This window comes from Acinetobacter indicus CIP 110367 (assembly GCF_000488255.1).
In the GTDB taxonomy this organism is placed as follows: domain Bacteria; phylum Pseudomonadota; class Gammaproteobacteria; order Pseudomonadales; family Moraxellaceae; genus Acinetobacter; species Acinetobacter indicus.
Genome location: NZ_KI530757.1, coordinates 1 through 25,720, shown reverse-complemented (window position 1 = coordinate 25,720; position 25,720 = coordinate 1). Strand labels below are relative to the sequence as shown.

Below are 25,720 nucleotides of genomic sequence, written 5' to 3'. Positions count from 1 at the left end.
ATATGTATAAATGGCTTTGTTGCACAAAGATTTCATAACTATATGATTTTAAAATTTTTGATTATTTTTTGATCCAAAATTAAATTTATTTAAATCAGATGCTTACATATTTATGCAACAAAGCCTGTATAAATTAATGTTTTTTTCTTTAATTTTAATTCTAACAGCTTGTAATTCTAATGAGGCAGTGGGATTAAGTAATAATAATGAAGTAAAAAAAACAATTATATCTGAATTTTCTAAAATGAATATTGGTGGTGATTTTAAATTATTCTCTAAGAGTGGTGAAATTAAAAAAATAGAAAATACTGATATTGTTGATAATTGCTTGTATGCTGAAAGTAAAGATGGTGATGTTGATTATTTGGTTTTTAGTAATAAGATTTCAACAGCAACATATTTGAACTCAGTTTTTTTAGGAATTAATTCGTCAGAATTGAAATCAAAAATTAATGATTTATCTTTAATTAGAAGCGAATATGATGAAGCTACTTACTATTTACAATATGATCTTGATGAAAGGTATGGGGTGAAATTCTATTTAGTTGATGATAAAGTAATTGAAGTGACTTATGGATTACTTGATAAATTGCAATACCAAGAAGGATGCTCGTGATTATTATTAATTTTTTATTAAATTGAAATATAAAGCCGACTCTCGTCGGCTTTATAAATTATCCTTCCAGCACTGTTTCCAGCAACTCTTCACTTGGAGCGAAGTAGTAAGCGCCATCTAAAGCGGTGACAAAATGCAGTAAACGGTCATGAATACCATCTCCCGAGGTGCCAAACATACGCTCAAGCATCGCATCCAGAATGGTTAAATCCTTGGTATAGGCAATAAAGAATAAGCCTTGGTCACCTTGCCCATCCCCATACGGTAGGGAATGACGCAGAATTTCCATTTCTTCACCTTCATCATCTTCAACCACGGTACGGGCGACGTGGGCATTGTCAGGTTTCACCTCATCATCCAGCTCAATTGACTCAAGTTTGGTTCGACCCATCACTTGTTCTTGTGCATCGACTTTCAGGCGTTTCCATTTATCTAAGTCATGCGCATAACGCTGGGCAAAGACAAAGGAGCCATCTTCAAAAATGCCGGCATCTTCGCCCAGTAAAGCGACTTCGGCACGGTCATCCGGGAATTGCGGGTTTTCTGTGCCATCAATAAAGCCGGTCATGTCACGACCATCAAAATAGCGGAAGCAGACCCGCTCATCCAGAACGTCAACCTGATCCTGAATACCCTCAAAGAAAGACTGGCTCAGGGCAAAACAGATATCCGCACGGGCACTGGCAATATGAATGAGTACATCTGCCGGTACGACAGGCATCTGGAATGCGCCTTCAATCGGTTGTAACTGCTTAAAGCCAGCTGGAGTTTGGGAGTACAGTTGTGCCCAAAGTTCAGGTCCAAAGGCCACGGCAGTTTTAATTTGTGCATGAGGATGCTGGGTAATCAGGCGATCACGGGTATTAAAAAGATCAGCTAATTTTTCTTTTAATTGCTCAAGAGTTAAATCTTTTAAACGTAAAACAATAAAACGGGCATGATCTGAAGGTAATGGCAAGATTACAGATTGAGCTGTCATTCATGGCTCCTAAGTTTTTAATAATCAATCACTAAAACTATTGTGCCTGAACCGGTAGCAGCTTAACAGTCTCTGGATCAGATTTTTATTGCCTCTTTACTGCGCACTTAAAAGATGAAACGTCATATAATAATCTGTCATTTTTGTGGTGAATTACCATGTCTTATCAGATTTGGCTGGCCTATATGCTGGCCTGTTGGGTGATTAGTGTGTCGCCGGGCGCAGGTGCGATTGCCTCGATGTCGAGTGGGCTGAATTACGGTTTTCGTCATGGTTACTGGAATGCCATCGGGCTGCAACTGGCGCTGCTGGTACAGATTGCGATTGTGGCGGCCGGCGCGGGCGTGCTATTTGCGACCACGCCTTGGGCTTTTCTGGCAGTGAAATGGTTCGGGGTAGCGTATCTGCTGTATCTGGCCTATCTGCAATGGAAAGCGCCGGTACACTCGATTGAAATCCGGCAGGATTTACCACAGAAATCAGCTGGACGACTGCTGCTGAACGGTTTTCTGGTGAATATGAGCAATCCGAAAGCGATTGTATTTTTGCTGGCTGTCTTGCCACAATTTCTGGATTTATCCAAACCGCAGTGGATTCAATATCTGATTATGGCAGCAACCATGATTACGATTGATCTGATTGTGATGGCGGGCTATACCGGCCTGGCAGCTAAGGTTTTAAGATTGTTAAAGTCACCGCGTCAGCAGAAAGTCATGAACCGGACGTTTGCCGGTCTGTTTGCTGGTGCTGCATTTTTATTAAGTCTGGTGCATCAGTAATAGATGTTGATTTTCCCCTCTAAATGATAAAGAGGAGAGGGCTAGATGGAACCTTTCGGTTGATTGTTTAGGCCAGTTTTTTAAATTTCTGCATGGTAAAGATCAGGGCAAAAATCACCGCCATGGTCAGCACAATAGTCAGACCGGTCGAGGTATTTAAGCCGGCGCTGGACCATAAACCAACCGTTACCCCAATTTGTGCAATCACAAAAGCCCAAATCACCATCTGTTTCGGAGAATGCGCCAGCAGTCGTGCCGTGAGCGCCGGAATCACCAGCAGCGCACCCATCAATAGCGAGCCGACCGCGCGTAATGCCAGAACCGTAAACAGGGCCAGCAGCAACATAAAAATCAGACGTTGCCACTGGGCATGAATACCTTCACTGGCAGCAATATCCGGATCAATGGCAATCTGAATCTGGGCTTGCCAATACTTATATAGAACCAGCAGTGCACCGACAATCACCAGCGCAAAGATGGGTAAATCAGCCCAGGAGATCGTGAGCAGATCACCAAACAGGTAGCTGAGCAGTTCCGGGCGCAGGCTTGGAATGTGCTGGATAAACAGTAGACCGGAGCAGAGCAGGGTCGCAGAGCATAAGGCCAGCAGGGCATCATTCGGTAAGCGCGGATCATGCAGAATCCAAAGAATACCAACCAGTAATAAGGCTAAAAATGTAACGCCCATCCACAGCGGTAAGCTCAAGGCGCCGGCAATGGCCACGCCTAATAAGGTGCCATGTGCCATGGTATCGGCAAAAAAAGACATCCGGCGCCACAGCATCAGACAGCCGAGTGGCGCGGTCAGAAACACCAGTAAAGTGCCCATGATCCAGGCCGGAAGTAATAACGATAACCAATCCATCATGGTTTAGACTTCCGGTTCAGGGTGAATATGGGGACGGGAATCATGCTGACACGGCTCGGCATGGTCGCCATGCGCACAATGATCATGATGATGCTGATAGAACACCCGGTTGGTGCCAAAAATGGCCTGATATTCCGGATGCTGCTGCACGCTTTCGGGCAAGCCGCTACAGCAAATGTGTTTATTTAAACATACCACCCGATGCGTGCCTTGCATGACCCATTGCAGATCATGTGAGACCATCAGCACGGCACAGCCATATTTTTCTGGTAGGCTACGCACATAGTCATACAGCTCGGCTTCCGACTGGATATCCAGCCCCTGCATTGGTTCATCCAGCACCAGCACATCGGGTTGGCGCAATAAGGCGCGGGCCAGTAATACCCGCTGCCGTTCACCACCTGACAATTGCTGCACTTTGGAATTTTCCAGCTTGGCAATACCGGTATCGCGGATAATTTCTGCTTTTAACGTGCTGCTACATTTTTCTAAAGCCAGCAGATCCTTGACCCTTAACGGCAAGCTGTGTGAAGGATTGAATTTCTGCGGCACATAGGAGAATTTTAGTTTTTTATCGGCCAGTACTTTGCCAGCCGTGGGTTTGACAATACCGAGCATGACTTTAATCAGCGTCGATTTGCCGGCACCATTCGGACCAATGAGCGTGACAATTTCTTTCTCATGCAAAGAGAAATCGACCTGTTTTAAAATATCACGCTCATCAATCCGGACTTGAATCTGTTCAAGGCGAATCAGCGGCGCAGGACTTAGCGTTTGCTGGCGCAGTGCTGACATAAACCAGAAATCTCGATAATACTGTGATGGGCGGTGAAGTGGTCCGAAGCCGACAGCTCTGCCAGTTGCTGCAGTAAACCCTGCGCAGAAGCTTCTTTGACCACTTTGCATTCGGTGCAAATTAAAAACGCCGCCTGATGGCCTTCGCGCGGATGGCAGCAGGGAATATAGGCATTAATAGAAGTTAAACGGTGAATCAGCCCTTTTTCTAATAAAAAGTCGAGGGTGCGGTACACGGTTGGTGGTGCCGCCGGACGATCTGACTCACTTTTAATTTTGGCCAGCAGGTCGTATGCCCCCATCGGGCCCGAGGCATTTAAAATCAGTTCCAGCACTTCACGACGAAGTGGGGTCAGGCGAGCACCTGTGGCGGCACAGAGACTTTCGGCTTCAGCAAGACGCTGCTCAATATTTTGATGGTCGTGCACGCCATGTAATGCATCATGATGTTCATGAGAACATAAGCTCATAGCTACCCCAAGGAAATGTAGGAGGAAAATCGGACATTAAATTTTAACATGAAGTATAGTCAGATTCGATTATACATAGGTATTTTTGTTATTTTGTTATAATATAACATCTATCCTGTTTTATGATTTTGCGCTCATGTCCCGTTTTTTCGCCTTCTGTGCTCTGGCTTTGTTCAGTACCTTGAGTTGGTCTCAAAGTCTTGTTATTTCGACACAGCCGATTTATCTGATTGCCAAGGAAATTACACAAGGCATAGAAACCCCGACCTTATTATTGGCCGACCAGACCGGACATGATGTCAGTTTGACTCCTGCACATCGCAAGACCATTCAGGATGCAGGTCTGGTGATCTGGCTGGGCAAAGCGCATGAAGCGCCTCTAGAAAAACTGTTCAGCAATCAGAGCAAAGCTATTTCATTGCTAGATTCTGGCATTTTGCAAACGCTACCACAGCGTAGCCCTCGTGGTGCAGCATTAAAAGATACGGTCGACTCGCATGTCTGGCTTGATCCGAACAATGCCATTCGTATTGGCTTTTTTATTGCGGCCTTGCGTTCCCAGCAGGTGCCTGAGCAGCGTGAACAGTACTGGGCCAATGCCCGTGCCTTTGCCCAAGAGCTGCTCCTGACCGCAGACAAGTTTAAAAGCAAAGCCTCGGCCAAAGCCTACTGGTCTTATCATGATGCCTATCAATATCTGGAACGTCCGCTGAACCTGAAGTTTGCCGGCGCACTGACCCATGATCCGCATGTCGCTCCGACGGTGGCGCAAATTAAATATATGAATGATCATCGTCCAAACACGAAAATGTGTTTACTGGCCGAAGGTCATGCCAGCAAGAGCCAGTATCAGCGCCTGAATCCGATTGTGTTTCAAATGGTCGACGAAAGTATGAGTGGGGCAGGGGACTTTGTGCAGGCCTGGCAGAAATTGGCTACCCAAACGCAAAAATGTGTAATAAATGCGCAAAAATAGCGCGTTTTGGCGGCAAATTTGAATTATGACAATACGGTTACAGTTGTGCAAAAAAATACGACTAAGATCGGGAAAAGATTGCATGTTCAGGGGTGTAACTCTATAATGCCTGCGATAAAAAACGATCATCAGTTAAACTTGTCAAGCATTTATGCTGTGAGTGGAAAGTAAATGAGCCGAACTAGTCGCTTGATTGACCGACGATTAGCGAAAGCTTTGGTCTTCTTGCAAGCATTCATGATACCTGTTGCTGCATTGATTGCCTGGATATTCAAAGATGCTACAGCCGCCTTGAGTGCCGCACTTGGTGCATTGGTATGTTGGGTTGCAAGTTGTTATTTTTCCTGGCAGTCGTTCCGCGCAGCAGGCGCGAGAGCATCTAAACAAGTTCTGTCGAACATGTATAGGGGCATGCTCGGTAAGTTTGCGATTGTGATCGTAGGATTCATTTTAATTTTAAGCAATGTCGAGCCGTTGTCTCCGGTTGCATTGTTTTGTGGTTTTATTCTCGTTCAGGCCATGTCGTGGGTCGCTCCGTTTTGGGTGTCACGTCTACAAAAACGAGTATAGGCGCAGCAAAAATTGAAAAGTTTTTAGGAGATGAGCGAGATATCAAGCAGCACGCGATATTCGTTCCCTCTTTTGTTTTTGACATTGACCAGGTGTGATTTATGGCTGCTGAAGAACATGCCCTTACTTCGACCGAGTACATCAAGCACCACTTGACCAACATGACGTACGGCAAAATGCCGGACGGTACATGGAAATTGGCCGAGTCTGCTGAAGAAGCTCAACAGATGGGGTTCACTGCTATTCACTTGGATTCAATGGGTTGGTCAATTGGCCTTGGTATCATTTTCTGTTTGCTGTTCTGGGTAGTAGCGAAAGCTGCAAACTCTGGTGTTCCAACCAAGTTCCAGTCTGCAATTGAAATGATTATTGAGTTTGTTGACTCAAGTGTCCGCGACACATTCCATGGCAAATCTCGCTTAATTGCGCCGTTAGCTTTAACCATCTTCGTGTGGATTTTCCTCATGAACTTGATGGACCTGATTCCTGTTGACTGGATTCCTTATACAGCTCAACTGATCGGTGCTAACGTGTTTGGTATGGACCCTCACCACGTTTACTTCAAGATTGTTCCATCTACAGATCCTAACATTACCCTTGGTATGTCTTTATCTGTATTTGTCCTGATCTTGTTCTACAGCATCCGTGAAAAGGGTGTTGGCGGTTTCGTTGGCGAGTTGGCACTTAACCCATTTAACCCAAGTAACCCAGTTGCAAAAGCGTTGCTTATTCCAGTGAACTTGATTCTGGAATTGGTAACTTTCCTTGCACGTCCAGTTTCATTGGCTCTCCGACTTTTCGGTAACATGTATGCAGGTGAGTTAATCTTCATCCTGATCGCATTATTACCGTTCTGGATCCAGTGGGCGTTGTCTGTGCCTTGGGCGATCTTCCACATTCTTGTTATTACGCTACAAGCATTCATTTTCATGATGCTGACTATCGTATACTTGAGCATGGCAAGCGAAAAGCATTAATGGTATTGCCTGACTGTCACCGGATGGTTGGGCACAATTTTTTAATTTAATTTGGTATAAAACCTAACCTCTGAGGAATTTTTCATGGAACTCACTTTAGGTCTAGTTGCAATTGCATCTGCTATCTTGATCGCTTTCGGTGCTTTAGGTACTGCGATTGGTTTTGGTCTTTTGGGCGGTCGCTTCCTGGAAGCTGTTGCACGTCAGCCAGAATTGGCTCCACAACTTCAAACTCGTATGTTCTTAATCGCGGGTCTTCTTGATGCTGTGCCTATGATCGGTGTTGGTATTGGCTTGTTCTTCATCTTCGCTAATCCATTTGTAGGTTAATCAGCTTAATTCCCAAAAATCCACTATTTGAGGAATAGCAATGAATATCAACCTCACATTGATTGGCCAAGCGATTGCATTTGCGATTTTCGTCGCATTCTGCATGAAGTTTGTATGGCCACCACTAATCAATGCGATTAGTGAGCGTCAGCGTCGCATCGCTGATGGCTTAAATGCTGCTGAAAAAGCAAAAGCTGACCTTGCTGATGCGCAAGCACAAGTTAAGGCAGAGCTAGACGCAGCGAAAGCACAAGCGGCTCAATTGATCGAACAAGCGAACCGTCGTGCAGCACAATTGGTCGAAGAAGCGCGTACTCAAGCATCTGCTGAAGGTGAGCGTATCCGTCAACAGGCGAAAGAAGCTGTTGATACTGAAATCAATGCTGCTCGCGAAGAATTACGTCAACAAGTCGCTGCTTTAGCAGTTGCCGGTGCTGAGAAAATTCTTAGCCAGCAAGTTGACGCAGAAGCTCACAATGCCATGCTGAACCAGCTGGCTGCTAAACTTTAAGCGAGGCGAAATATGGCTGAACTCTTGACGTTGGCACGCCCATATGCGAAAGCAGCATATGCTTATGCCTCTGAGCAAAGTGCAACTGACAGTTGGTCACAAGCACTAGCATTGCTCAGTGCTGCGGTACAAGACGAAGCATTTTCAGCTTACTTAAATCGCCCTGAGCTTACTCCTGCAGAGCAGGTGAGTGTTTTTGCGAAAGTTTTAGGTGAAGACCAGACTGCAGCATTGTCAAACTTTTTGACTTTGCTTGCTGAAAATGATCGTTTGTCTTTAATGCCTGAAATTCAAGCAGAATATGAACAGCTCAAATCACAGAATAACAACAATGTGGATGTCGTGATTGAATCGGCTTTCCCATTGTCTGCTGACCAGGAACAAGTGTTGAAAGCGGCGCTGGAAAAGCGTTTCAACAGCACGGTTTCTATTGTAGTAGAAGTCAACCCGGCGTTAATCGCGGGTGTTGTTATTCGTGCAGGCGACCAAGTGATAGATGATTCTGCGCTTAACAAGCTTGAAAAAATGCGGACTCGTCTTCTTGCGTAATTGCATATAAGAAGACTGAACTTTAAAAAGATTGAGGTATAGCGCAATGCAACAACTGAATCCATCCGAGATCAGTGCGCTCATTAAACAGCGTATCGGCGATCTGGACACCAGCGCGACCGCTAAAAACGAAGGTACCATTGTTATGGTATCCGACGGTATTGTGCGCATTCACGGTCTTGCTGATGCAATGTACGGTGAAATGATCGAATTCGACGGCGGCTTATACGGTATGGCACTGAACCTAGAACAGGATTCAGTGGGCGTCGTTGTTTTAGGTAACTACTTAGGCCTTCAAGAAGGTCAAAAAGCTCGTTGTACAGGTCGTGTATTAGAAGTTCCGGTTGGTCCAGAACTTTTAGGCCGTGTCGTAGATGCTTTGGGTAACCCAATTGATGGTAAAGGCCCAATTGATGCGAAATTAACTGATGCTGTAGAAAAAGTAGCACCAGGCGTAATTTGGCGTCAATCAGTGGATCAACCTGTACAAACTGGTTATAAATCAGTAGATACAATGATCCCAGTTGGCCGTGGTCAGCGTGAGTTGATCATTGGTGACCGTCAGACTGGTAAAACAGCTATGGCGATCGATGCGATCATCGCTCAGAAAAACTCTGGCATTAAGTGTGTATACGTAGCAATTGGTCAAAAACAATCGACTATCGCGAACGTAGTACGCAAGCTGGAAGAAACTGGCGCTATGGCGTATACCACTGTTGTAGCAGCAGCTGCAGCTGATCCAGCAGCAATGCTGTATCTGGCGCCTTATGCTGGCTGTACAATGGGCGAATACTTCCGTGATCGTGGTGAAGACGCGTTAATTATTTATGATGATTTGTCTAAGCAAGCTGTTGCTTACCGTCAAATTTCATTGCTTCTTCGTCGTCCACCAGGTCGTGAAGCTTACCCAGGTGACGTATTCTATCTACATTCACGTCTACTTGAACGTGCTTCTCGCGTATCTGCTGACTATGTTGAGAAATTCACTAACGGTGAAGTTAAAGGCCAAACTGGTTCATTAACTGCATTGCCGATTATTGAAACTCAAGCAGGTGACGTATCTGCATTCGTACCGACTAACGTAATTTCGATTACTGATGGTCAGATCTTCCTTGAAACATCATTATTCAACGCGGGTATTCGTCCTGCGGTGAACGCCGGTATTTCTGTATCGCGTGTTGGTGGTTCGGCTCAAACGAAGATCATCAAAAAATTGTCTGGTGGTATCCGTACCGCTTTGGCGCAATACCGTGAATTGGCAGCGTTTGCTCAGTTCGCTTCTGACCTTGACGAAGCAACTCGTAAGCAACTTGAACATGGTCAACGCGTAACTGAGTTAATGAAGCAGAAACAATATGCGCCTTACTCAATTGCTGACCAGGCTGTTTCAGTTTATGCATCTAACGAAGGCTACATGGCTGACGTTGAAGTGAAGAAAATCGTAGACTTTGATGCTGCGTTAATTTCTTACTTCCGTTCAGAGCACGCTGCGTTAATGCAACAAATCGATGAAACTGGTGATTACAACAAAGACATCGAAGCTGCAATCAAAGCAGGTATTGAAAGCTTTAAAGCGACTCAAACTTACTAATTTAGCACTTTGCTAATTAGTGTTGGTTTGGTTCACGGATCAACCTTCGAGGGCTCGAAAGGGCCTTCGAATACTAGGTTAAGCGTATGGCAAACTTAAAAGAAATTCGCGCCAAAGTAGCTAGTATCAAGAGCACGCAGAAGATTACTCGAGCGATGCAAATGGTAGCTGCTTCTAAGATGCGTCGTGCGCAAGAGCGCATGGCTCAAGGCCGTCCGTATGCCGAAAATATGCACCGTGTAATTGCTCATTTGGTACAAGCGAATCCTGAATATAAACACCGTTATATGGTTGAACGTCCTGTGAAGCGCGTTGGCTATATCATTGTTTCTTCAGATCGTGGTTTGGCAGGCGGTTTGAACATTAACCTGTTCAAAAAAGTGGTCAAACACGTACAACAGCAACAAGAGCAGTCAATTGAAGTTCAATTTGCTTTAATTGGTCAAAAAGCGGTTTCGTTTTTTAAAAACTACGGCGGTAAAGTACTAGGTGCAACTACAAACGTAGGTGATACACCAAGTCTTGAACAGTTATCTGGTTCTGTACAGGTGATGTTAGACGCTTATGATAAAGGCGAGTTAGATCGTATTTATCTGGTGTCCAACGGCTTTGTCAATGCCATGACTCAAAATCAAAAAATCGAACAGCTTGTTCCTTTAGCAGCTGCTGAAGAAGACAAGACCCTGAACCGTCAATACGGTTGGGACTATATCTATGAACCAGAAGCAGAAGAACTGCTGAATGGTTTATTGGTTCGTTATATTGAGTCTGTGGTGTATCAAGGTGTGATTGAAAACATCGCTTGTGAGCAATCTGCACGTATGGTCGCAATGAAAGCTGCGACAGATAACGCAGGTGAGCTTATCAAGAACCTACAACTTATTTATAACAAGCTGCGTCAAGCCGCGATTACTCAGGAAATTTCTGAGATCGTTGGTGGTGCCGCTGCCGTTTAACATTATTTTGAATTGAGGAGACAGCAATGAGTAGCGGTCGTATCATTCAGATCATCGGCGCGGTTATCGACGTCGAGTTTGAACGCAACAGCGTTCCTAAGATCTATGACGCTCTTCACGTTGATGGCACTGAAACTACTTTAGAAGTTCAGCAACAACTTGGTGACGGCGTTGTACGTACAATTGCGATGGGATCTACTGAAGGTCTTAAACGTGGTTTGAACGTAACTAACACTAACGCGCCGATCTCTGTACCAGTAGGTACAGCGACACTTGGTCGTATCATGGACGTTCTTGGTCGCCCTATCGACGAAGCTGGTCCAGTTGCAACTGAAGAGCGTTTACCAATTCACCGTCAAGCGCCTTCTTATGCAGAACAAGCGGCTTCTACTGACCTTCTAGAAACTGGTATTAAAGTCATTGACTTACTTTGCCCGTTCGCGAAAGGTGGTAAAGTTGGTCTGTTCGGTGGTGCCGGTGTTGGTAAAACTGTAAACATGATGGAGTTGATCAACAACATCGCTAAAGCGCACTCAGGTTTATCTGTATTCGCTGGTGTTGGTGAGCGTACTCGTGAAGGTAACGACTTCTATCACGAGATGAAAGACTCTAACGTTCTAGACAAAGTAGCAATGGTCTACGGTCAGATGAACGAGCCACCTGGTAACCGTTTACGCGTAGCGTTGACTGGTCTGACTATGGCTGAGTACTTCCGTGATCAAAAAGACGAAAACGGTAAAGGCCGTGACGTATTATTGTTCGTTGACAACATCTACCGTTATACACTAGCAGGTACTGAAGTATCAGCACTTCTAGGCCGTATGCCATCTGCAGTAGGTTATCAGCCTACACTTGCAGAAGAGATGGGTGTTCTTCAAGAACGTATTACATCGACTAAGTCTGGTTCGATTACGTCTATCCAAGCGGTATACGTACCTGCCGATGACTTAACAGATCCATCGCCTGCTACAACGTTCGCTCACTTGGACGCAACTGTTGTATTGAGCCGTGACATCGCTTCTCAAGGTATTTACCCTGCGATCGATCCACTTGACTCAACTTCACGTCAGTTAGATCCACTGGTAGTTGGTACTGAGCATTACGAAATTGCTCGTGCAGTTCAAAACGTTCTTCAACGTTATAAAGAACTGAAAGACATTATCGCAATTCTTGGTATGGACGAATTGTCAGAAGAAGACAAACTTACTGTATACCGTGCACGTAAGATCCAGCGTTTCTTCTCTCAACCGTTCCACGTAGCTGAAGTATTTACTGGCGCGCCTGGTAAACTTGTACCGCTTAAAGAAACGATTCGTGGCTTTAAAGGTCTTCTAGCTGGTGAATACGATCACATCCCAGAACAAGCGTTCTATATGGTTGGTGGTATTGACGAAGTGATTGCTAAAGCCGAGAAACTTTAATTAGCTACCTAATTTAGGAGGTTCTCATGGCGACTATGCAATGTGACGTTGTAAGTGTTCAGGAGTCTTTGTACTCTGGCACTGTAACTATGATAATTGCAAAAGGTGCTGGCGGTGAGTTGGGTATTATGCCTGGCCACGCTCCGCTGGTAACTTTGCTCCAACCTGGCGCGATCCGCGTTATTTTGGAAAATGGTACAGAAGAATTAATCTATGTATCTGGTGGTGTTCTAGAAGTTCAACCGCACGTTGTTACGGTTCTTGCAGATACTGCAGTCCGTGCAGAAAACTTGGATGAAGCGGCAATTATTGAAGCGCGTAAACACGCTGAACAATTGCTGGCGAATCAAAAGAGCGATTTGGACGCTGCTGCTGCTTTGGCTGCTTTGGCAGAAACTGCTGCACAGTTGGAAACGATCCGCAAAATCAAAAACCGCGCAATGTAATTGCTGGTTTAAGATTGAAGAAACCACCCGAAAGGGTGGTTTTTTTATGAATACTATTTAATGGAATATATTAGTAAATAACTTATATATTTGTTATATCTCATGCTCTTAAAAAATAAATAAGGGGAATTTGGGGTGTCAAATAAAATTATTTTACCGCTATTATTATCATTAGGTTTTGTTGGTTGTGCTTCGGTTCCGAAAGCAGATCCACAAGCAGTGCAGCAACAAAAAAAGATTCAAGCGCCACAAGCAGGTCAAGCAGGAATCTATGTGTACCGCTCGAATAGCGTTGTAGGTGCAGGACTCAAGAAAGATATTTGGGTTAATGGTGAGTGCTTGGGTGAAACTGCACGTGGTGTTTATTTTTATACAGAGGTAGAAGGTGGTAAAACACATATTGTGTCTACAGAATCAGAGTTTTCTCCTAATCACCTGAACGTAACTACACAAAGTGGGAAAAACTATTATGTTCAACAATACATTAAACCAGGTGTATTTGTTGGTGGTGCAAACGTAAAATTGGTTGATGAGACTGAAGGTCAGCAGGCGATTGAAAAATACAGTTTGGCAGTAGGCGGCAAATGTTCTAAGCCTTCTATTCAACTTCCTAAATAATAATTTCCACATCTGTGTTTGCGGTTGCTGCAAGGTGTAAATCGCAAACACTTGCTTTTGATCTAAAGACTTTCATTCATCTTTACTTAACCCAGCTCTATATCCATTTTTCCAAACCCTGATAATTTCATTGTTTAATTTTTCATAAAAATAGCCTGAAACATGCCAAGCTGTTCTCATAAAAATAGAATTTAGAGCTGTTCAGGATATTCCTTATGCTCACCACCCTGATAAGTCGCAAAACGTGGCTGCTTGCGTTCAAACACCGGTGCCGGACTCGGCCATGGCCATTCACCAAAATGGGTGTCGCGGTAACGTTTAAAGGCAGCGTTCAGTTCATCTTCGCTATTCAGTACAAACGGTCCGCGCATGGCTACCGGTGCACCAATTGGCTCACCTTCAAGCCATAGAATCCGGGATTCAAGTAGTCCGCCTTTTAAATGAATCTCGACATCCGGTTTTAGTTCGGCCAGATGTTTCACGTCCATCTGCTGACCTTCAAGCTCTAAACTCTTACCCTGATAGAAATAACAGAAGCGGGTCGAACTGGCGCTGGTGGCTGGAATAGTGACTTCAGCTTCGGGCGCTAAGGTAATCAGGTAAATATTCACCTTGTTTTCAGCCGGCGCTGCCCATGAATGGGGTGGGCGTGGCAGGGCATCGGTTTCTTTAAATTGACCGGAAATCACCCGGATATCAGCTTTCTGGCCTGCCGCATTGGCTTCAATTACATGCGGAATCTGCTCGCGCCATAACATTTTATAATCAGCTGGCTGCTGTTTCTGCTCAGGCGATGAATTAAACCAGATCTGGAACAGTTCCATTGGGTTGGCTTGGTCTTCATGCACGAGTGGAAACATCTCGCAGTGTTCGACGCCATTGCCGGTGGTCAGCCATTGCACATCTCCAGCGGCATAGCGACCGGCATTGCCGAGTGAATCAAAATGATCGACCACACCTTGTTCCACTAAGGTAATGGTTTCAAAACCGGTATGTGGGTGCTCAGGGAAACCGGGCACCACATTGCCATAATACATATTGTATTCTTTATTTTGTGGTGGCGTTTGCGGACCCAGTTGGGCATTGCCAGCCGGAAAATGATCCAGATGATGGGCACAGAAGATAAATGGATCTTTCAGATCTAAACGGAATGTCACCGGTACAACAGAATAAATCAGTGGATGCTGCATGGCAGACCTCTTATTTTTAAATGAACTCATTATTTTTTTTAAATTTTAACCATCAGAATCAGACCAGAAACTGTCTGAATCAGACAAGCTCACCACCCAGATGGGCAGTGAGCCCGAGGATCAGGATTCAGCTTGCGCCTGATTTTCAGTGTCAGTGTTTGCGCTTTCAGTATTTTCAGCATTCTCTGACTGTAACAGGATGCTGGCCAGTTTCACCATCTCAGATTGTACTGTGCCCATCTGCTGCTGAATTTTGGCAAAGTCGACTTTGCTGAGGTCAATCTGACCATTTAAAAATGGCGAAGCCAGAACCTGTTCATTGGCTTGCAGAATGTTCTGGCGAATATTGTCAATTTCCTGACTTTTTAAATTCAAACTGTTTAAGGCGCTATTAAAGCCCTGTAATTGCTGTTGCAATTTGCTGGCTGCGCTTTGTAGCTGTTGATGATCCTGACTGTTGACGGCCTGTTGCAGCTCGGTCTGGGTCTGGCGTAACTGCTCGACATACTCACCGGCTTTCAGCTGCATATCGGCCACATCGCGCACAATATAAAACATATTGCCGCTTTTTAAATCGGCTTGTGGCGCAGGGCTTTGCTGCTGGGAGGTGATTTCAGTGTCCGGATCGGCTTCCGAAACCGGAGCGCTGGGCTGGTCACAACCGACCAGAAGTAGAGCTGAAGTCAGCAGGCCAAAGGGCAGGAGAAAATGGGAAAAGGCGCGTTTCATGGCAAGATCAATCACAATTTTTATCTTGCAGTTTAATATAGGGGCTTTAATTAAATAAAAAACAGATTGTTGCAAAGCAATAACAATTTTCCAGGGCAAACAGGCGGTGTGATGAGCGTGGCTTATGGATGTCTAGATCTATAAAAAAAGAGGGCCGCGACCACTGCTGTCCCATAGTTTGCTTTAAATAAAAAAACCTGAGTCCTAACAGTTAAAATATGAGTGCAAACAAACACTTTAACGACCAGGATTCAGGTTTTGTCACATCAGAATACCGTATTTCATGAGCTAATTAAACCTGTTGTGCGACAGGATTTTGAACAACTTGCTAAAGTACACCATGTTGGACAGAAATTTAGAGCGGCTTCCCGGTGGGATCAGTTTATTGCCATATTGATGTCTCAATTCTCTTGTAGGCAAAGTCTGAGAGATATTCAATCCAATTTGGAGTGCCAACAGGAAAAGCTGAGTCATCTCGGAGCAAAGTCTATTCCCCGAAGCACGCTGGCACGAATCAAGGAGCAGCAGCCTGCTGCCTTGTATCAACAGCTATTTTACAAGTTGCTTAAATACTATGAACACTCAAAAGTAGCTCATAAATTTCGCTTTAAGAATCCCTTGTATTCCTTGGATGCCAGTCATATTGACCTGTCGCTTTCCTTATGTGAATGGGCCAAAGTTCACGACTCAAAAGCCAGCATGAAACTCAGTATAGGATTGAATCACAGCAATGATATTCCTGAGTTTGTTGCAGTTGAAAATGGCAAAGAAAATGACATGGTACAAGGCCGCAAATTCCAGTTTCCTGCTGGCAGCATTGTAGTTTTTGATAAAGGCTATGTCGATTACCAATGGTATGCAAATCTGACTGCTCAAAACATTGGATTTGTCACACGTTTTAGGCCTAAATCTGTGTATCAGGTGATCCAGCAACATCCAGTGCTTGAATCCAAAGGTATTCTAAAAGATGAAACCATTCAGCTGAATAGCGCACATGCCCTAAAAAGAAAAGCCCCAGTGTTAAGAAGAATTGAATATAGAGATCAGCAAAGTGGCAAGCACTTTAGCTTTCTCAGCAATAACTTTCATTTAGCCGCCTCCACCATTGCGGCGATTTATAAAGATCGTTGGAAAGTTGAGCTGTTCTTTAAGGCGATTAAGCAGAATCTCAAATTAAAAGCGTTTCTAGGCCGCAGCAGGAACGCAATTCAGACACAAATCTGGATTGCGATGATCGCCTATTTATTGGTGAGTTTCGCTCGACATTTAGGAAAAACAGGTTGAACAGTTCAACGTTTACTCAGAATAATTCAAGTGAATTTGTTTGAAAGAAGAACTTTAAAAGCTTTATTTTCACCCGATAAAATACCCATAAAACAAGAGGAAGCTCAAATGAGCTTCCTCTTGTGAAAAATTGTGGGACAGCAATGGGGCCGCGACCCTCTTTGTTACTGTAAACAATTAACGCGCCAGTTCGGCATTAATCGCATCGACAATACGTGGGTCATCGGCCTGAATATCTGGGGCAAAACGTGCCACCACTTCGCCTTCTTTATTGATCAGGAATTTCTCGAAGTTCCATAGCACTTCAGGTGGTTCATTTGGGGTCAGACCATAATCCACCAGATCTTTCCACCACGGGCCTTCACCGATTCGCTCAGGAATGGCTTGAGTCAGGCGGGCATATAGCGGATGTTTATCTTCACCCACTACCGAAATTTTGGCAAATAACGGGAAATCTACCTGATAATTCAGCGAACAGAACTGCTGGATTTCTTCATTGCTGCCGGGTTCTTGCGCCAGAAAGTCATTGGCCGGGAAGCCCAGAATTTCCAGACCTTGTTCTTTTTTCTGCTGATAAAGCTTTTGCAGACCTTCATATTGCGGCGTCAGACCGCATTTAGAAGCCACGTTTACAATCAGCAGCACCTTGCCTTGATACTGGTTCAGTGTGGTTTCTTCACCCTGAATGGTCACGACCGGAATGTCATATACAGATGCCATGTGTTTATCCTAAAGTGATTTATTGTCGTTCTCTGTTGTAACGGGCTTTGCCCAATCCCGCAAGACCTATTGCTGCGGCTTTTGGCAGATTTTTGTATAGCGCTGTGTCAATGCGGCATATTTTAAGCAGGTGCGGAATCCCAGCAAAGTGGAGTGATGGAGCAATTTGAACGCAGCACAAGATTTCACCATCGCGAACTGCCCCAAAGCAGTTAAATTGGACTAGAATGAGGGCACAAGGAAAGTTTAAAAATAAAGTGAAAAGGCATTCATTCAGCGCAGGAAGCAGCGTCTGCTTCAGGCCGATCGACTCAACAAGGAACAGAATATGACACAGCAAGAAAAAATGCTGTCTTGGGCCATTCTTTTACCGGTCAGCGCGGTACTGATCTGGTCACTGAATATTGTCGTGACCCGCTATGTGACCGACTTTATCTCGCCGGTGAGCATCAGTTTTTATCGCTGGTTTTTTGCCTTTCTGATTCTGACCCCGTTTATTTTGCCGCGGGTGATCCGTGAACGCGCCCTGATTGTACCGCATCTGAAACAGCTGGCAGTGCTGAGTGCCTTTGGACTGGTGCTGTATCAGGGACTGGCCTATACCGCTGCGCATTACACCACCGCCACCAATATGGGCATTATTAATGCCTTTATTCCGATTTTTACCATTTTTGTGTCGATGCTGATTCTGCGCGATATTCCGAATCGCTACGCCATTATTGGCAGCCTGTTGTCCTTTGCCGGGCTAATCTATGTGATGGGGCAGGGCAATCCTTGGGGCTTGCTGCATGCCGGTGGTCAGTGGGGCGATCTGCTGATGATTATTGCCGTGTTTTTCTATGCCTTTTACGGGGTTTTTCTGAAAAAATGGCAGCTGCAGATTCCGTTAATGCTGAGCCTGTATGTGCAGATTCTGTTTGCACTGCTGTATCACCTGCCGTTTGTGGCCTGGTTGGGTCTTGATGCTATCAATATGGCCAATGCCGGCAGCGTGATCTACGCCAGTATTTTTCCTTCATTAATTGCCCCTTTGGTGTGGATGATGGCGATTCAGCGTCTGGGACCGAACCGCACCAGTATCTTTATGAACCTGATGCCGGTGTTTACCGCTTTAATTGCCTTTGTCTGGTTAAAAGAGGCCTGGACCATTTATCACAGTATTGGTGGGGCGATTATTCTGTTCGGAATTGTGCTGGCCCAGAAAAAAACTTTGGCGCCAGTGCTGCTGAAAGCTAAATAATTGCCTAAAAAACGAACAAACAAACTTAATTTTTTGCTTGAATGATCTCGTGAATAAAGGGAAATAGACTTTAGTCGAGGAGAGTAGCTTTTAGCTTCTTTAAAAAGCACTTTAAAAAGAGCAAGATAATTTGAACTTTTTTCAAATAATGGTTGATTAATCATAGGTTTAAGCTGCTTTGTAAGAGCTAAAATATATTTGTTTTTTTTAAACTGTTCACCCATAATACGCTCCATCGCAGATCAGCGACTGTTGCTGATTTGCCCAGAGATTTCGATACCCTCTGGATGTGATTGATACACATCCTTTTTTATGCTCAACCATCCCTATATGGTTGAGCTTTTTTTTGCCTGAAATTTCTTTCATTTCTGGCCCGATCTTCAGTCACGAATCACGGCACCGGTTTCAGCATCCAGAATACGGCTAGGTAACTGGCTGAGTCCCAAATCGCCATTTAAATAATTCAGCTGATTGCCAAAATACTGGCTGGCCTCTTGCAGGGAGCGCGCCGGTTCCTGTCCGGCCGGATTGGCACTAGTCGATACAATAAAGCCGCTAAAGGCATGACATAGCGCGACACAGAGCGGATGCGTGGTTACACGTACCGCGACTTTAGGATGCTGGCCTTTAATCCAGCTGGGAATATGCTCACCTGCCGGCAACAACCAGGTGGTAGCACGCTCTGCGGGTGGATTGAGCCAGGAGTCGATCACCTGTTGACGCTGTGGTTCGGCCAGGTTGTGCAGCAAATGTTCTACCTGGGAAATATGACCTGCCAATAAAATCACGCCTTTTTCAATCGGACGCTGTTTCAGTTGCAGAATCTGCATAAAAGCATCTTGGTTATACGGGTCACAGCCGAGACCCCAAACTGCCTCTGTAGGATAGGCCAGCACCTGTCCTTGCTGTAGACAAGTGGCTGCTTCGGCAACAGAGGTTGTAATCATGTGGTACACCTTTCGAGGTTATGCGGGGTTGTACTATTGTGAACCTTATTGCGATGGACGACAACGCAGATATAGCCCCGATTGCTGCATTGCCATCCCGAGCAGCTCCAGTTCCATTAACTGAGCGGTTAAATGGGCGGTTTCCTGTTGCAGTTCGCTGGCCAGCTGGTCCATGTTTTTACCAACCCAGTCCAGCTGGCTGTATAGGGCCAGCAGATGTTCGGGTAAGGTCGGGTGGGTAGCTGTAGATGCTGTACCGGATGAGGTCGCCTGCTGTTGACTCAGCCATTGGGTTGGCAAGGCCAGATCTTCAATGACCTGTTCCGGATGATCGACCAGAATTGCACCTTCCCGAATCAGTTGATGGCAGCCCTGATGAAATTCACTGTAGATATGACCGGGAATGGCAAACACGGTTTTGCCCTGTTCAGCTGCCAGTTTGGCGGTAATCAGCGAGCCACTGTCCAGCGTGGCTTCGGCCACAATTACTCCCAGGCTAAGTCCACTGACAATGCGGTTGCGCCGTGGAAAATGCTGCTGTAGCGGTTTGGTCTGTGGCAGGAACTCACTGATAATAGTGCCATGCTGTTGCAGAATCTGGTCACGCAGGCCCTGATGTGTGGCTGGGTAGGTGAGGTCGAGGCCAGTACCCATCACAGCAATGGTACGTTGATGTTTTAGTCCACCTTGATGGGCTGCTTCATCAATGCCTTGCGCCAGGCCACTGTTAATAAAAAAGCCTTTTTCACTTAAATAATAGGCAAAGTCATAAGCCACCTGCCGGCCATGCGGACTGGCTTTGCGACTCCCAACAATTGCCACTTGCGGCTGAAGTAAAGGTTGTGCCTGTCCTTGGCCAAATAAAATTGGTGGCTTGTCGGTATAGGGCAGCAGTTGGGTGGGGTAACCGACATCTTCGGGAATAAGAATAAAATCGGTATGTTGCTGGACGCGCTGCAGCAAGTGCTGGAAGTCGGCTTGTGCCTGTGCTTGATGAAAATCCCGTGCGCGTTGCAGATGGTTCTGATGCAGTCCCAGTTCTGCCCAGCGCTGCAGGTTGCCGGCTTCGGTGGCCGCAGCGGCCGAACCGAAGTGCCGGATTAATTTATAAAAGCTGGGGAGTGAATGCTGAACCAGATACCACAGGCGAATCGTTGCGAGATGACCGGGTGATATCGTATTCAGCATGGCTCATCCCTCAGTCTTAATCTTCCATAATCGGTGGCTGAATACCGGCCCCGACTTTAATTGGTAGTTCGCTGTCCAGAATATAGGCATAGCTGAGCTGGTCAAAGGTTTTAAAGACCATGGCATAGCCAATACGCTCGCCTGGCAGCTGCACCCGTTCACGGGTTTTCGGATCGGTGACCACTTCGCCTTTTTGAGTTACCGCAAATACATGACCGGATTGCACGCCGTGCGCCTGACCACGGTCAATGGTGACCACACTGTGTTTAGCTGCGGTACCAATTGACCCCATCACGCGTACCACCTGGCCATCTGCTGCAATGTGTTCGGCATTGGTCGGGTAGAATAGGGTTGGTAACATCGGGTCATATTCTGGCAGCACACGATCGCCACGACGCACTTCGGCATTGTAGGTATCGGTCAGTTCCAGGGTGGTAATATCATTTTCACCGCGTACTGCAATACCGGATGCAACCTGAGTCAGCTCCAGACCGGCATTGTATTTTTTACCGTTGGCATCGGTGAAGATATACGGTTCGCCTTCACGATACACAGCATAACGCTGGCCAACTTGCAGACCCTGACCGCGGGCATAGACATTCTGGCCTTTGGCCGCCAGGACACGCTGATCCGCCGTGCCTAAAATATAAGGCGTCTGTTGCAAAGATTCAGGGGCAATAATGCTGGTACGTTCCAGCCAGTGCTGAATGTACTCCAGTGGAATCACCGGAATGGTATTGTTAAGCGACTCAACCCGGATTTGCGGCTGCAGGCTGGTGGTGTTGCCAGTATAACGACGGATAATACCTTCACAGCCATCACCTTCATCTTTACCAATGATCGGGCGACCATCATAGGTACACATCAGCAGGCGATCTCCCGGGAAAATCCAGTGCGGATTTTTCACGTGCTTGTTGCTGGCCCAGATTTCACGCCAGCGCAGCGGGTTTTGCAGAAACTTCTTGGAAATATCCCACAGCGTATCGCCTTTTTTCACCACATACACATTTGGTGCATTGGCCTGTAAGGTCGGTGGGTTGATATTGCGTGCCGGTGCGGCCTGTACAGTACTGACTGCGCCCACCCCAAAACTGAAACAGACAGCAAGTGCCAGCGCCTGCTGTTTTAACCCCAAGGCACGAAAAGAAGATGTGCCCTTCAAAACCTTTTTCATTATCATAATTCCTAAAATTATGTATGTAGTTGCGTTATAATAACGATCTTACATACATTTTTTCGATGAAGCATTCCTTCATTCGGTTATTTGACCAATGGCAAAGCTGAGGACGTAATATGGCCTTATTACCTATTTTAAGTTTCCCCGATCCCCGTCTTCGTACCATTGCACAACCCGTCGAAGAAGTTACTGATGAAATTCGTCAGCTCGCCGCAGATATGTTTGAAACCATGTATGAAGCGCCCGGCATCGGGCTGGCTGCAACGCAGGTTGACCGTCATATTCAGCTGATTGTTATGGATCTGTCTGAAAACAAAGACCAACCGATGGTATTCATTAACCCCAAAATTACCCCATTGACTGAAGAAACCCAGCCTTATGAAGAAGGCTGCTTGTCAGTGCCTCAAATATACGACAAAGTTGAGCGTCCGTCACGTGTAAAAATTGAGGCAATTAACCTTGAAGGTCAAGCATTTGAGTTAGAAGCGGACGGACTTCTCGCTGTCTGTATCCAACATGAAATGGATCACTTAAATGGTAAGCTTTTTGTCGATTATCTGTCGCCATTAAAGCGCCAGCGTGCCCGTGAAAAAGTCGAAAAAGTGGTGCGTCAGCGTCAGAAAGTGGCGGTTAAACGCTAAACAGCCCTGCGACCAAAAGATCAGGACAAAACAGCCCAATTTCGATTGGGCTTTGTTATACTTGGGCCAGTCAAAAGCAGGAATATATGTTTGTTGATTCGTAGTGGTTTACTGCTCTCACTGATGGCAGTATTTTTACAGATTGCTGTTTTTTTACAGCCTTTGCTGCCGAAAGCCTATCAGGTGGCACCGGTCTGTGAAACCATTACGCGTGCGCTTTTATTGCCGGTTGATCATTCAGCGCATGGACATGCCCATTCCGAACATCTGTACAGTCAGCATCAACCAGTCATTTCAGATGACGGGCATAATCATCATGATGCCAATCATCAATGCCAGTACTGTACCGTGTACGGCAATCTCGTTTTACCGCCAGAACTCAGTGTGAAAGAAGTGCTTGATCGTATTCAAGTGCGTTTTATCGCTTTTGAAAAAGCTTTCCAGCATGTCTGGTTTGCACTGCAACGACTATTTCTTATTCCTCAGGGTAGGGCACCGCCACTGTTTGCATAAAACCGCGTTTGTTTTGCTTGGGTCTTGAATGACTTAAGCCGTGTTTTATATGTATTCCAGTGAGAAATGAAAAATGGCTCAGCCAAAATTCTTTTTACAGCCTCTTGCGGCTGCGATTTGTGTTGCTTGTTATTCACCAGTTGTGTTTGCAGAAACCCCAACACCCGTCCAAAGTCTGGCACCTATTGTGATGACTGCGCATCAGGGTAATGATGCCAACGGCCTGATTGTCCGTGCCGATCCGAAACAGCCAATTCAACCGATTCCAGCCACCGATGGCGCAGATTATCTGCAAAGTATTGTCGGTTTTAGCGCGGTCAACAGTGGCGCTGGTACCAATGGCGATGTGACTTTCCGTGGCATGTTTGGTTCGCGGATTAAAATTCTGACCGATGGCACAGAAAACCTGGGTGCCTGTCCGAGTCGTATGGATTCACCGACCTCCTATATTTCACCAGAAAGTTATGACCAGATTTCGGTAATTAAAGGCCCACAAACCGTGCAATATGCCAATACCGGTTCAGCTGCCACCGTGATTTTTGAGCGCCGTCCGGAACAGTTTGATGAAGATCAGCACTATCGTGGTCAACTGAGTGTGCTGGCCGGTTCATTTGGCCGTCTGGACCATAATATTGAGGTTGCAGCAGGCGACGAGCAGAAATATATTCGCCTAAATAGCAACCGTTCGGTATCGAATAGCTATCAGGATGGTGAGGGCAATACCGTGCCATCGGACTGGGAACGTTGGAATGCTGATGTAGCACTGGGCTGGACCCCGGATGCAGACACTTGGGTTGAATTGACCGGAGGGAAAGCCGATGGTGAAGCGGTGTATGCTGGCCGGATGATGGATGGTTCCAAATTTGCCCGTGAAAGTCTGGGTTTACGCATTGAAAAACAGAACATCACTGATGTGATCAAGAAAATTGAAGCGCAGATTAACTATAACCTTAATGATCATGTGATGGATAACTATAGTTTGCGTCAGTTTAAGCCGACCATGATGATGCCAAAAGAAACGGCTACCAACGTGGCGCGTAAAACCTTAAACGCACGTCTGGCAGTGACACATGAGTGGGATCAGCTGGATTTTATTACGGGTATTGATACTCAAAATAATGAGCACACAATCCGTAAGACCGATACAGAAAATAATATTGCCTATCATGCCTTACCACGTATCAAAGATATGAAGTTTCAGTCTGTTGGCGCTTTTGGTGAGTTGGGTTATCAGCTGAGTGAGCAGAATCGTTTGGTGGGCGGTGTGCGTGTCGATCAGGTTGAAGTAGACGCCGTGCAAACCGCACAGCAACGTCAGGAAACCTTACCGAGTGCCTTTATCCGTTTGGAAAATCAGCATCTTCATCATGATGCTAAAACCTATATTGGGCTTGGTTATGTAGAACGGATGCCAGATTATTGGGAACTGTTTAGTCCCGTTTCAGGAAATGGCAATATCAATACCTTTAAAAACATTGATACTGAAAAAACTTTGCAGCTAGATTTTGGTTATCAGCATGAGCATGGTGCATTTAGCTCCTGGGTGTCTGCATATGCAGGGTTGATTCAGGATTTTGTACTGACCGATTATCTGCCAACAGGCCGTATGGGTATGCTGGAAGCACATACCCAGAATGTCGATGCCACGATTGCGGGTGCAGAAGCGGGGCTGGCATATCAATTTAGCGATGCGATTCAGGCAGATGTTAGCGCAATGTATGCCTGGGGTGAAAACACCACTGACAATACGCCGTTACCACAGATTGCACCGCTTGAAGGTCGTGTAAACTTACGTTATATCCAGGATCGTTATACCTTGGGTGCCTATTGGCGAATCGTAGATGGTCAAAACCGGATTAGCCAGAACCAGGGCAATATTGTGGGCTATGACCTGAAAGAAAGCGCAGGTTTCGGCACCTTATCTTTAAACGGCACGTACCATCTTTCCGATGGGGTTGATCTTTCTGTGGGAATTGACAACGTTCTGGATAAGACGTATACCGAGCATCTCAATAAAATGGGGAATGCAGGTATTGGTTTAGCCGCCAACGAGCAATTCAATAATGTGGGCCGTAATTATTGGGCGCGAATGAGCTTTAAATTCTAATTAGCTCGAAATGCAGACAAAAAGCAGGGCAGAAGTTCTGCTTTTTATTCTTAATATTTTATTAAAATTATATATTTCAATAGTTTAACTTGGGTTTATATTTCCAAATAAAATAACGAATATTTTTATTAAAATAATTTTTATAAATAAAACAATTATTTATAATTTTTTTGGATTATAAAATAAACACATGTTTCAGAAGTTTTAAAAAAGGTGTTGCAACCCCTCTGAAATCCTGTAGAATGCACATCCATCGGCGGTGATGTTGATAAAAACTTGTTGATAAACAAGGATTTAGCTAAAATAGTTGAGTTCTGGTTTAGGAGGTAAGTTTAGAAATAAAATCAACATTGCATGTTGACTTTCTAAAAATAGAGAGTAATATAGCCGACCTAGCTTGATGCTGACGAAGCATCGAGAAGATCATTAAGAGATTATGAAGAACAACTTGTGTGGATTTTTACTGGTTGATTAATCGAATATATTTTCATTAATTGATTGGTTTAAATTACTCGAAGTTTATTTGAGCGAA

27 protein-coding genes and 1 pseudogene are annotated in these 25,720 nt (G+C 45.3%); 18 read left to right on the top strand and 10 right to left on the bottom strand.

The features are described from left to right. Positions 1-112: 112 nt before the first annotated feature. Complete coding sequence (locus P253_RS13075; protein WP_016658979.1) at positions 113-616, top strand: hypothetical protein; 504 nt, start codon at positions 113-115, stop codon at positions 614-616. A gap of 58 nt (positions 617-674) precedes the next feature. Here P253_RS13075 and P253_RS13070 read toward each other — a convergent pair whose 3' ends face one another. Beyond that, the gene (locus tag P253_RS13070) at positions 675-1,595 is read right to left on the bottom strand and encodes a Dyp-type peroxidase (RefSeq protein ID WP_005181383.1); all 921 of its coding nucleotides are present in this window, start codon (positions 1,593-1,595) and stop codon (positions 675-677) included. Positions 1,596-1,753: 158 nt separating this feature from the next. Here P253_RS13070 and P253_RS13065 point away from each other — a divergent pair, with 158 nt between their 5' ends. Then, a complete protein-coding gene (locus P253_RS13065) occupies positions 1,754-2,374 on the top strand; it encodes a LysE family transporter (RefSeq protein WP_005181385.1) in 621 nt (206 codons plus the stop codon). 67 nt (positions 2,375-2,441) lie between these two features. Here the strand turns inward: P253_RS13065 and znuB are convergent, their stop codons facing one another. From znuB to P253_RS13050, 3 genes are read right to left on the bottom strand one after another with little or no spacing between them, the layout of a single operon-like run. Next, positions 2,442-3,242: a zinc ABC transporter permease subunit ZnuB gene (znuB, locus tag P253_RS13060; protein WP_016658980.1), complete on the bottom strand. Its 801-nt coding sequence runs from the start codon at positions 3,240-3,242 to the stop codon at positions 2,442-2,444. A 3-nt stretch (positions 3,243-3,245) separates the two neighbouring features. After that, positions 3,246-4,037 (bottom strand): zinc ABC transporter ATP-binding protein ZnuC, encoded by a 792-nt coding sequence (gene znuC, locus P253_RS13055; RefSeq protein WP_016658981.1) that lies wholly within the window; start codon positions 4,035-4,037, stop codon positions 3,246-3,248. After that, a complete protein-coding gene (locus P253_RS13050) occupies positions 4,010-4,507 on the bottom strand; it encodes a transcriptional repressor (protein ID WP_005181393.1) in 498 nt (165 codons plus the stop codon). Before P253_RS13050 ends, znuC begins: the two co-directional genes overlap by 28 nt. A gap of 136 nt (positions 4,508-4,643) precedes the next feature. On the opposite strand from P253_RS13050, the gene P253_RS13045 reads away from it, so the two are divergent. The 11 genes from P253_RS13045 (at position 4,644) to P253_RS12995 (ending at position 13,452) form a co-directional block, all read left to right on the top strand. Next, positions 4,644-5,483: a metal ABC transporter solute-binding protein, Zn/Mn family gene (locus P253_RS13045; RefSeq protein ID WP_016658982.1), complete on the top strand. Its 840-nt coding sequence runs from the start codon at positions 4,644-4,646 to the stop codon at positions 5,481-5,483. Positions 5,484-5,654: 171 nt separating this feature from the next. Continuing rightward, a complete protein-coding gene (locus P253_RS13040) occupies positions 5,655-6,053 on the top strand; it encodes an ATP synthase subunit I (RefSeq protein ID WP_005181400.1) in 399 nt (132 codons plus the stop codon). A gap of 101 nt (positions 6,054-6,154) precedes the next feature. Beyond that, positions 6,155-7,030, top strand: coding sequence for a F0F1 ATP synthase subunit A (gene atpB / locus P253_RS13035; RefSeq protein WP_016658983.1), 876 nt, complete (start codon positions 6,155-6,157; stop codon positions 7,028-7,030). 84 nt (positions 7,031-7,114) lie between these two features. Then, positions 7,115-7,360: a F0F1 ATP synthase subunit C gene (atpE, locus tag P253_RS13030; protein ID WP_000424060.1), complete on the top strand. Its 246-nt coding sequence runs from the start codon at positions 7,115-7,117 to the stop codon at positions 7,358-7,360. Between the two features lie 40 nt (positions 7,361-7,400). Next, positions 7,401-7,871, top strand: coding sequence for a F0F1 ATP synthase subunit B (locus P253_RS13025; protein ID WP_005181403.1), 471 nt, complete (start codon positions 7,401-7,403; stop codon positions 7,869-7,871). 12 nt (positions 7,872-7,883) lie between these two features. Next, positions 7,884-8,420: a F0F1 ATP synthase subunit delta gene (locus P253_RS13020; RefSeq protein WP_005181408.1), complete on the top strand. Its 537-nt coding sequence runs from the start codon at positions 7,884-7,886 to the stop codon at positions 8,418-8,420. A 46-nt stretch (positions 8,421-8,466) separates the two neighbouring features. Continuing rightward, positions 8,467-10,011 carry a F0F1 ATP synthase subunit alpha gene (gene atpA, locus P253_RS13015; protein WP_005181412.1) on the top strand — a complete coding sequence of 515 codons (1,545 nt, stop codon included), beginning with the start codon at positions 8,467-8,469 and terminating at the stop codon, positions 10,009-10,011. Positions 10,012-10,097: 86 nt separating this feature from the next. Next, the gene (gene atpG / locus P253_RS13010; RefSeq protein ID WP_005181426.1) at positions 10,098-10,967 is read left to right on the top strand and encodes a F0F1 ATP synthase subunit gamma; all 870 of its coding nucleotides are present in this window, start codon (positions 10,098-10,100) and stop codon (positions 10,965-10,967) included. Between the two features lie 26 nt (positions 10,968-10,993). Then, positions 10,994-12,388, top strand: coding sequence for a F0F1 ATP synthase subunit beta (gene atpD / locus P253_RS13005; protein ID WP_005181429.1), 1,395 nt, complete (start codon positions 10,994-10,996; stop codon positions 12,386-12,388). 26 nt (positions 12,389-12,414) lie between these two features. Then, positions 12,415-12,834, top strand: coding sequence for a F0F1 ATP synthase subunit epsilon (locus tag P253_RS13000; RefSeq protein ID WP_016658984.1), 420 nt, complete (start codon positions 12,415-12,417; stop codon positions 12,832-12,834). Between the two features lie 135 nt (positions 12,835-12,969). Continuing rightward, positions 12,970-13,452, top strand: coding sequence for a DUF2846 domain-containing protein (locus P253_RS12995; RefSeq protein WP_005181435.1), 483 nt, complete (start codon positions 12,970-12,972; stop codon positions 13,450-13,452). A gap of 191 nt (positions 13,453-13,643) precedes the next feature. Here P253_RS12995 and P253_RS12990 read toward each other — a convergent pair whose 3' ends face one another. Together P253_RS12990 and P253_RS12985 are read right to left on the bottom strand one after the other, a co-directional pair. After that, positions 13,644-14,642: a pirin family protein gene (locus P253_RS12990; RefSeq protein WP_005181442.1), complete on the bottom strand. Its 999-nt coding sequence runs from the start codon at positions 14,640-14,642 to the stop codon at positions 13,644-13,646. A gap of 120 nt (positions 14,643-14,762) precedes the next feature. Further along, positions 14,763-15,371: a hypothetical protein gene (locus P253_RS12985; RefSeq protein ID WP_016658985.1), complete on the bottom strand. Its 609-nt coding sequence runs from the start codon at positions 15,369-15,371 to the stop codon at positions 14,763-14,765. A 258-nt stretch (positions 15,372-15,629) separates the two neighbouring features. Between P253_RS12985 and P253_RS12980 the strand changes: the two are divergent. Beyond that, positions 15,630-16,781 (top strand): annotated as a pseudogene (locus tag P253_RS12980) (IS4-like element ISAbe18 family transposase). Positions 16,782-16,832: 51 nt separating this feature from the next. On the opposite strand, the gene P253_RS12975 reads toward P253_RS12980, so the two are convergent. Next, positions 16,833-17,375: a glutathione peroxidase gene (locus P253_RS12975; protein WP_005181445.1), complete on the bottom strand. Its 543-nt coding sequence runs from the start codon at positions 17,373-17,375 to the stop codon at positions 16,833-16,835. Between the two features lie 328 nt (positions 17,376-17,703). Here P253_RS12975 and P253_RS12965 point away from each other — a divergent pair, with 328 nt between their 5' ends. Then, positions 17,704-18,615, top strand: coding sequence for a DMT family transporter (locus P253_RS12965; RefSeq protein WP_016658987.1), 912 nt, complete (start codon positions 17,704-17,706; stop codon positions 18,613-18,615). 380 nt (positions 18,616-18,995) lie between these two features. Here P253_RS12965 and P253_RS12960 read toward each other — a convergent pair whose 3' ends face one another. The 3 genes from P253_RS12960 to P253_RS12950 are packed head-to-tail and all read right to left on the bottom strand — an operon-like array spanning position 18,996 to position 21,924. After that, the gene (locus tag P253_RS12960; protein ID WP_005181449.1) at positions 18,996-19,562 is read right to left on the bottom strand and encodes an L-threonylcarbamoyladenylate synthase type 1 TsaC; all 567 of its coding nucleotides are present in this window, start codon (positions 19,560-19,562) and stop codon (positions 18,996-18,998) included. Between the two features lie 45 nt (positions 19,563-19,607). After that, positions 19,608-20,750, bottom strand: coding sequence for a DNA-processing protein DprA (gene dprA / locus P253_RS12955; protein ID WP_016658989.1), 1,143 nt, complete (start codon positions 20,748-20,750; stop codon positions 19,608-19,610). A gap of 16 nt (positions 20,751-20,766) precedes the next feature. Then, positions 20,767-21,924, bottom strand: a complete 1,158-nt coding sequence (locus tag P253_RS12950) for a LysM peptidoglycan-binding domain-containing protein (protein ID WP_016658990.1) — start codon at positions 21,922-21,924, stop codon at positions 20,767-20,769. A 119-nt stretch (positions 21,925-22,043) separates the two neighbouring features. Here P253_RS12950 and def point away from each other — a divergent pair, with 119 nt between their 5' ends. From def to P253_RS12935, 3 genes are all read left to right on the top strand, one after another. Then, on the top strand, positions 22,044-22,568 hold the full coding sequence (gene def, locus P253_RS12945; RefSeq protein ID WP_005181462.1) for a peptide deformylase: 525 nt from the start codon (positions 22,044-22,046) through the stop codon (positions 22,566-22,568). Positions 22,569-22,658: 90 nt separating this feature from the next. After that, a complete protein-coding gene (locus P253_RS12940) occupies positions 22,659-23,081 on the top strand; it encodes a DUF2946 family protein (protein WP_016658991.1) in 423 nt (140 codons plus the stop codon). 73 nt (positions 23,082-23,154) lie between these two features. Next, positions 23,155-25,188 (top strand): TonB-dependent copper receptor, encoded by a 2,034-nt coding sequence (locus P253_RS12935; protein ID WP_016658992.1) that lies wholly within the window; start codon positions 23,155-23,157, stop codon positions 25,186-25,188. Positions 25,189-25,720: the final 532 nt, after the last annotated feature.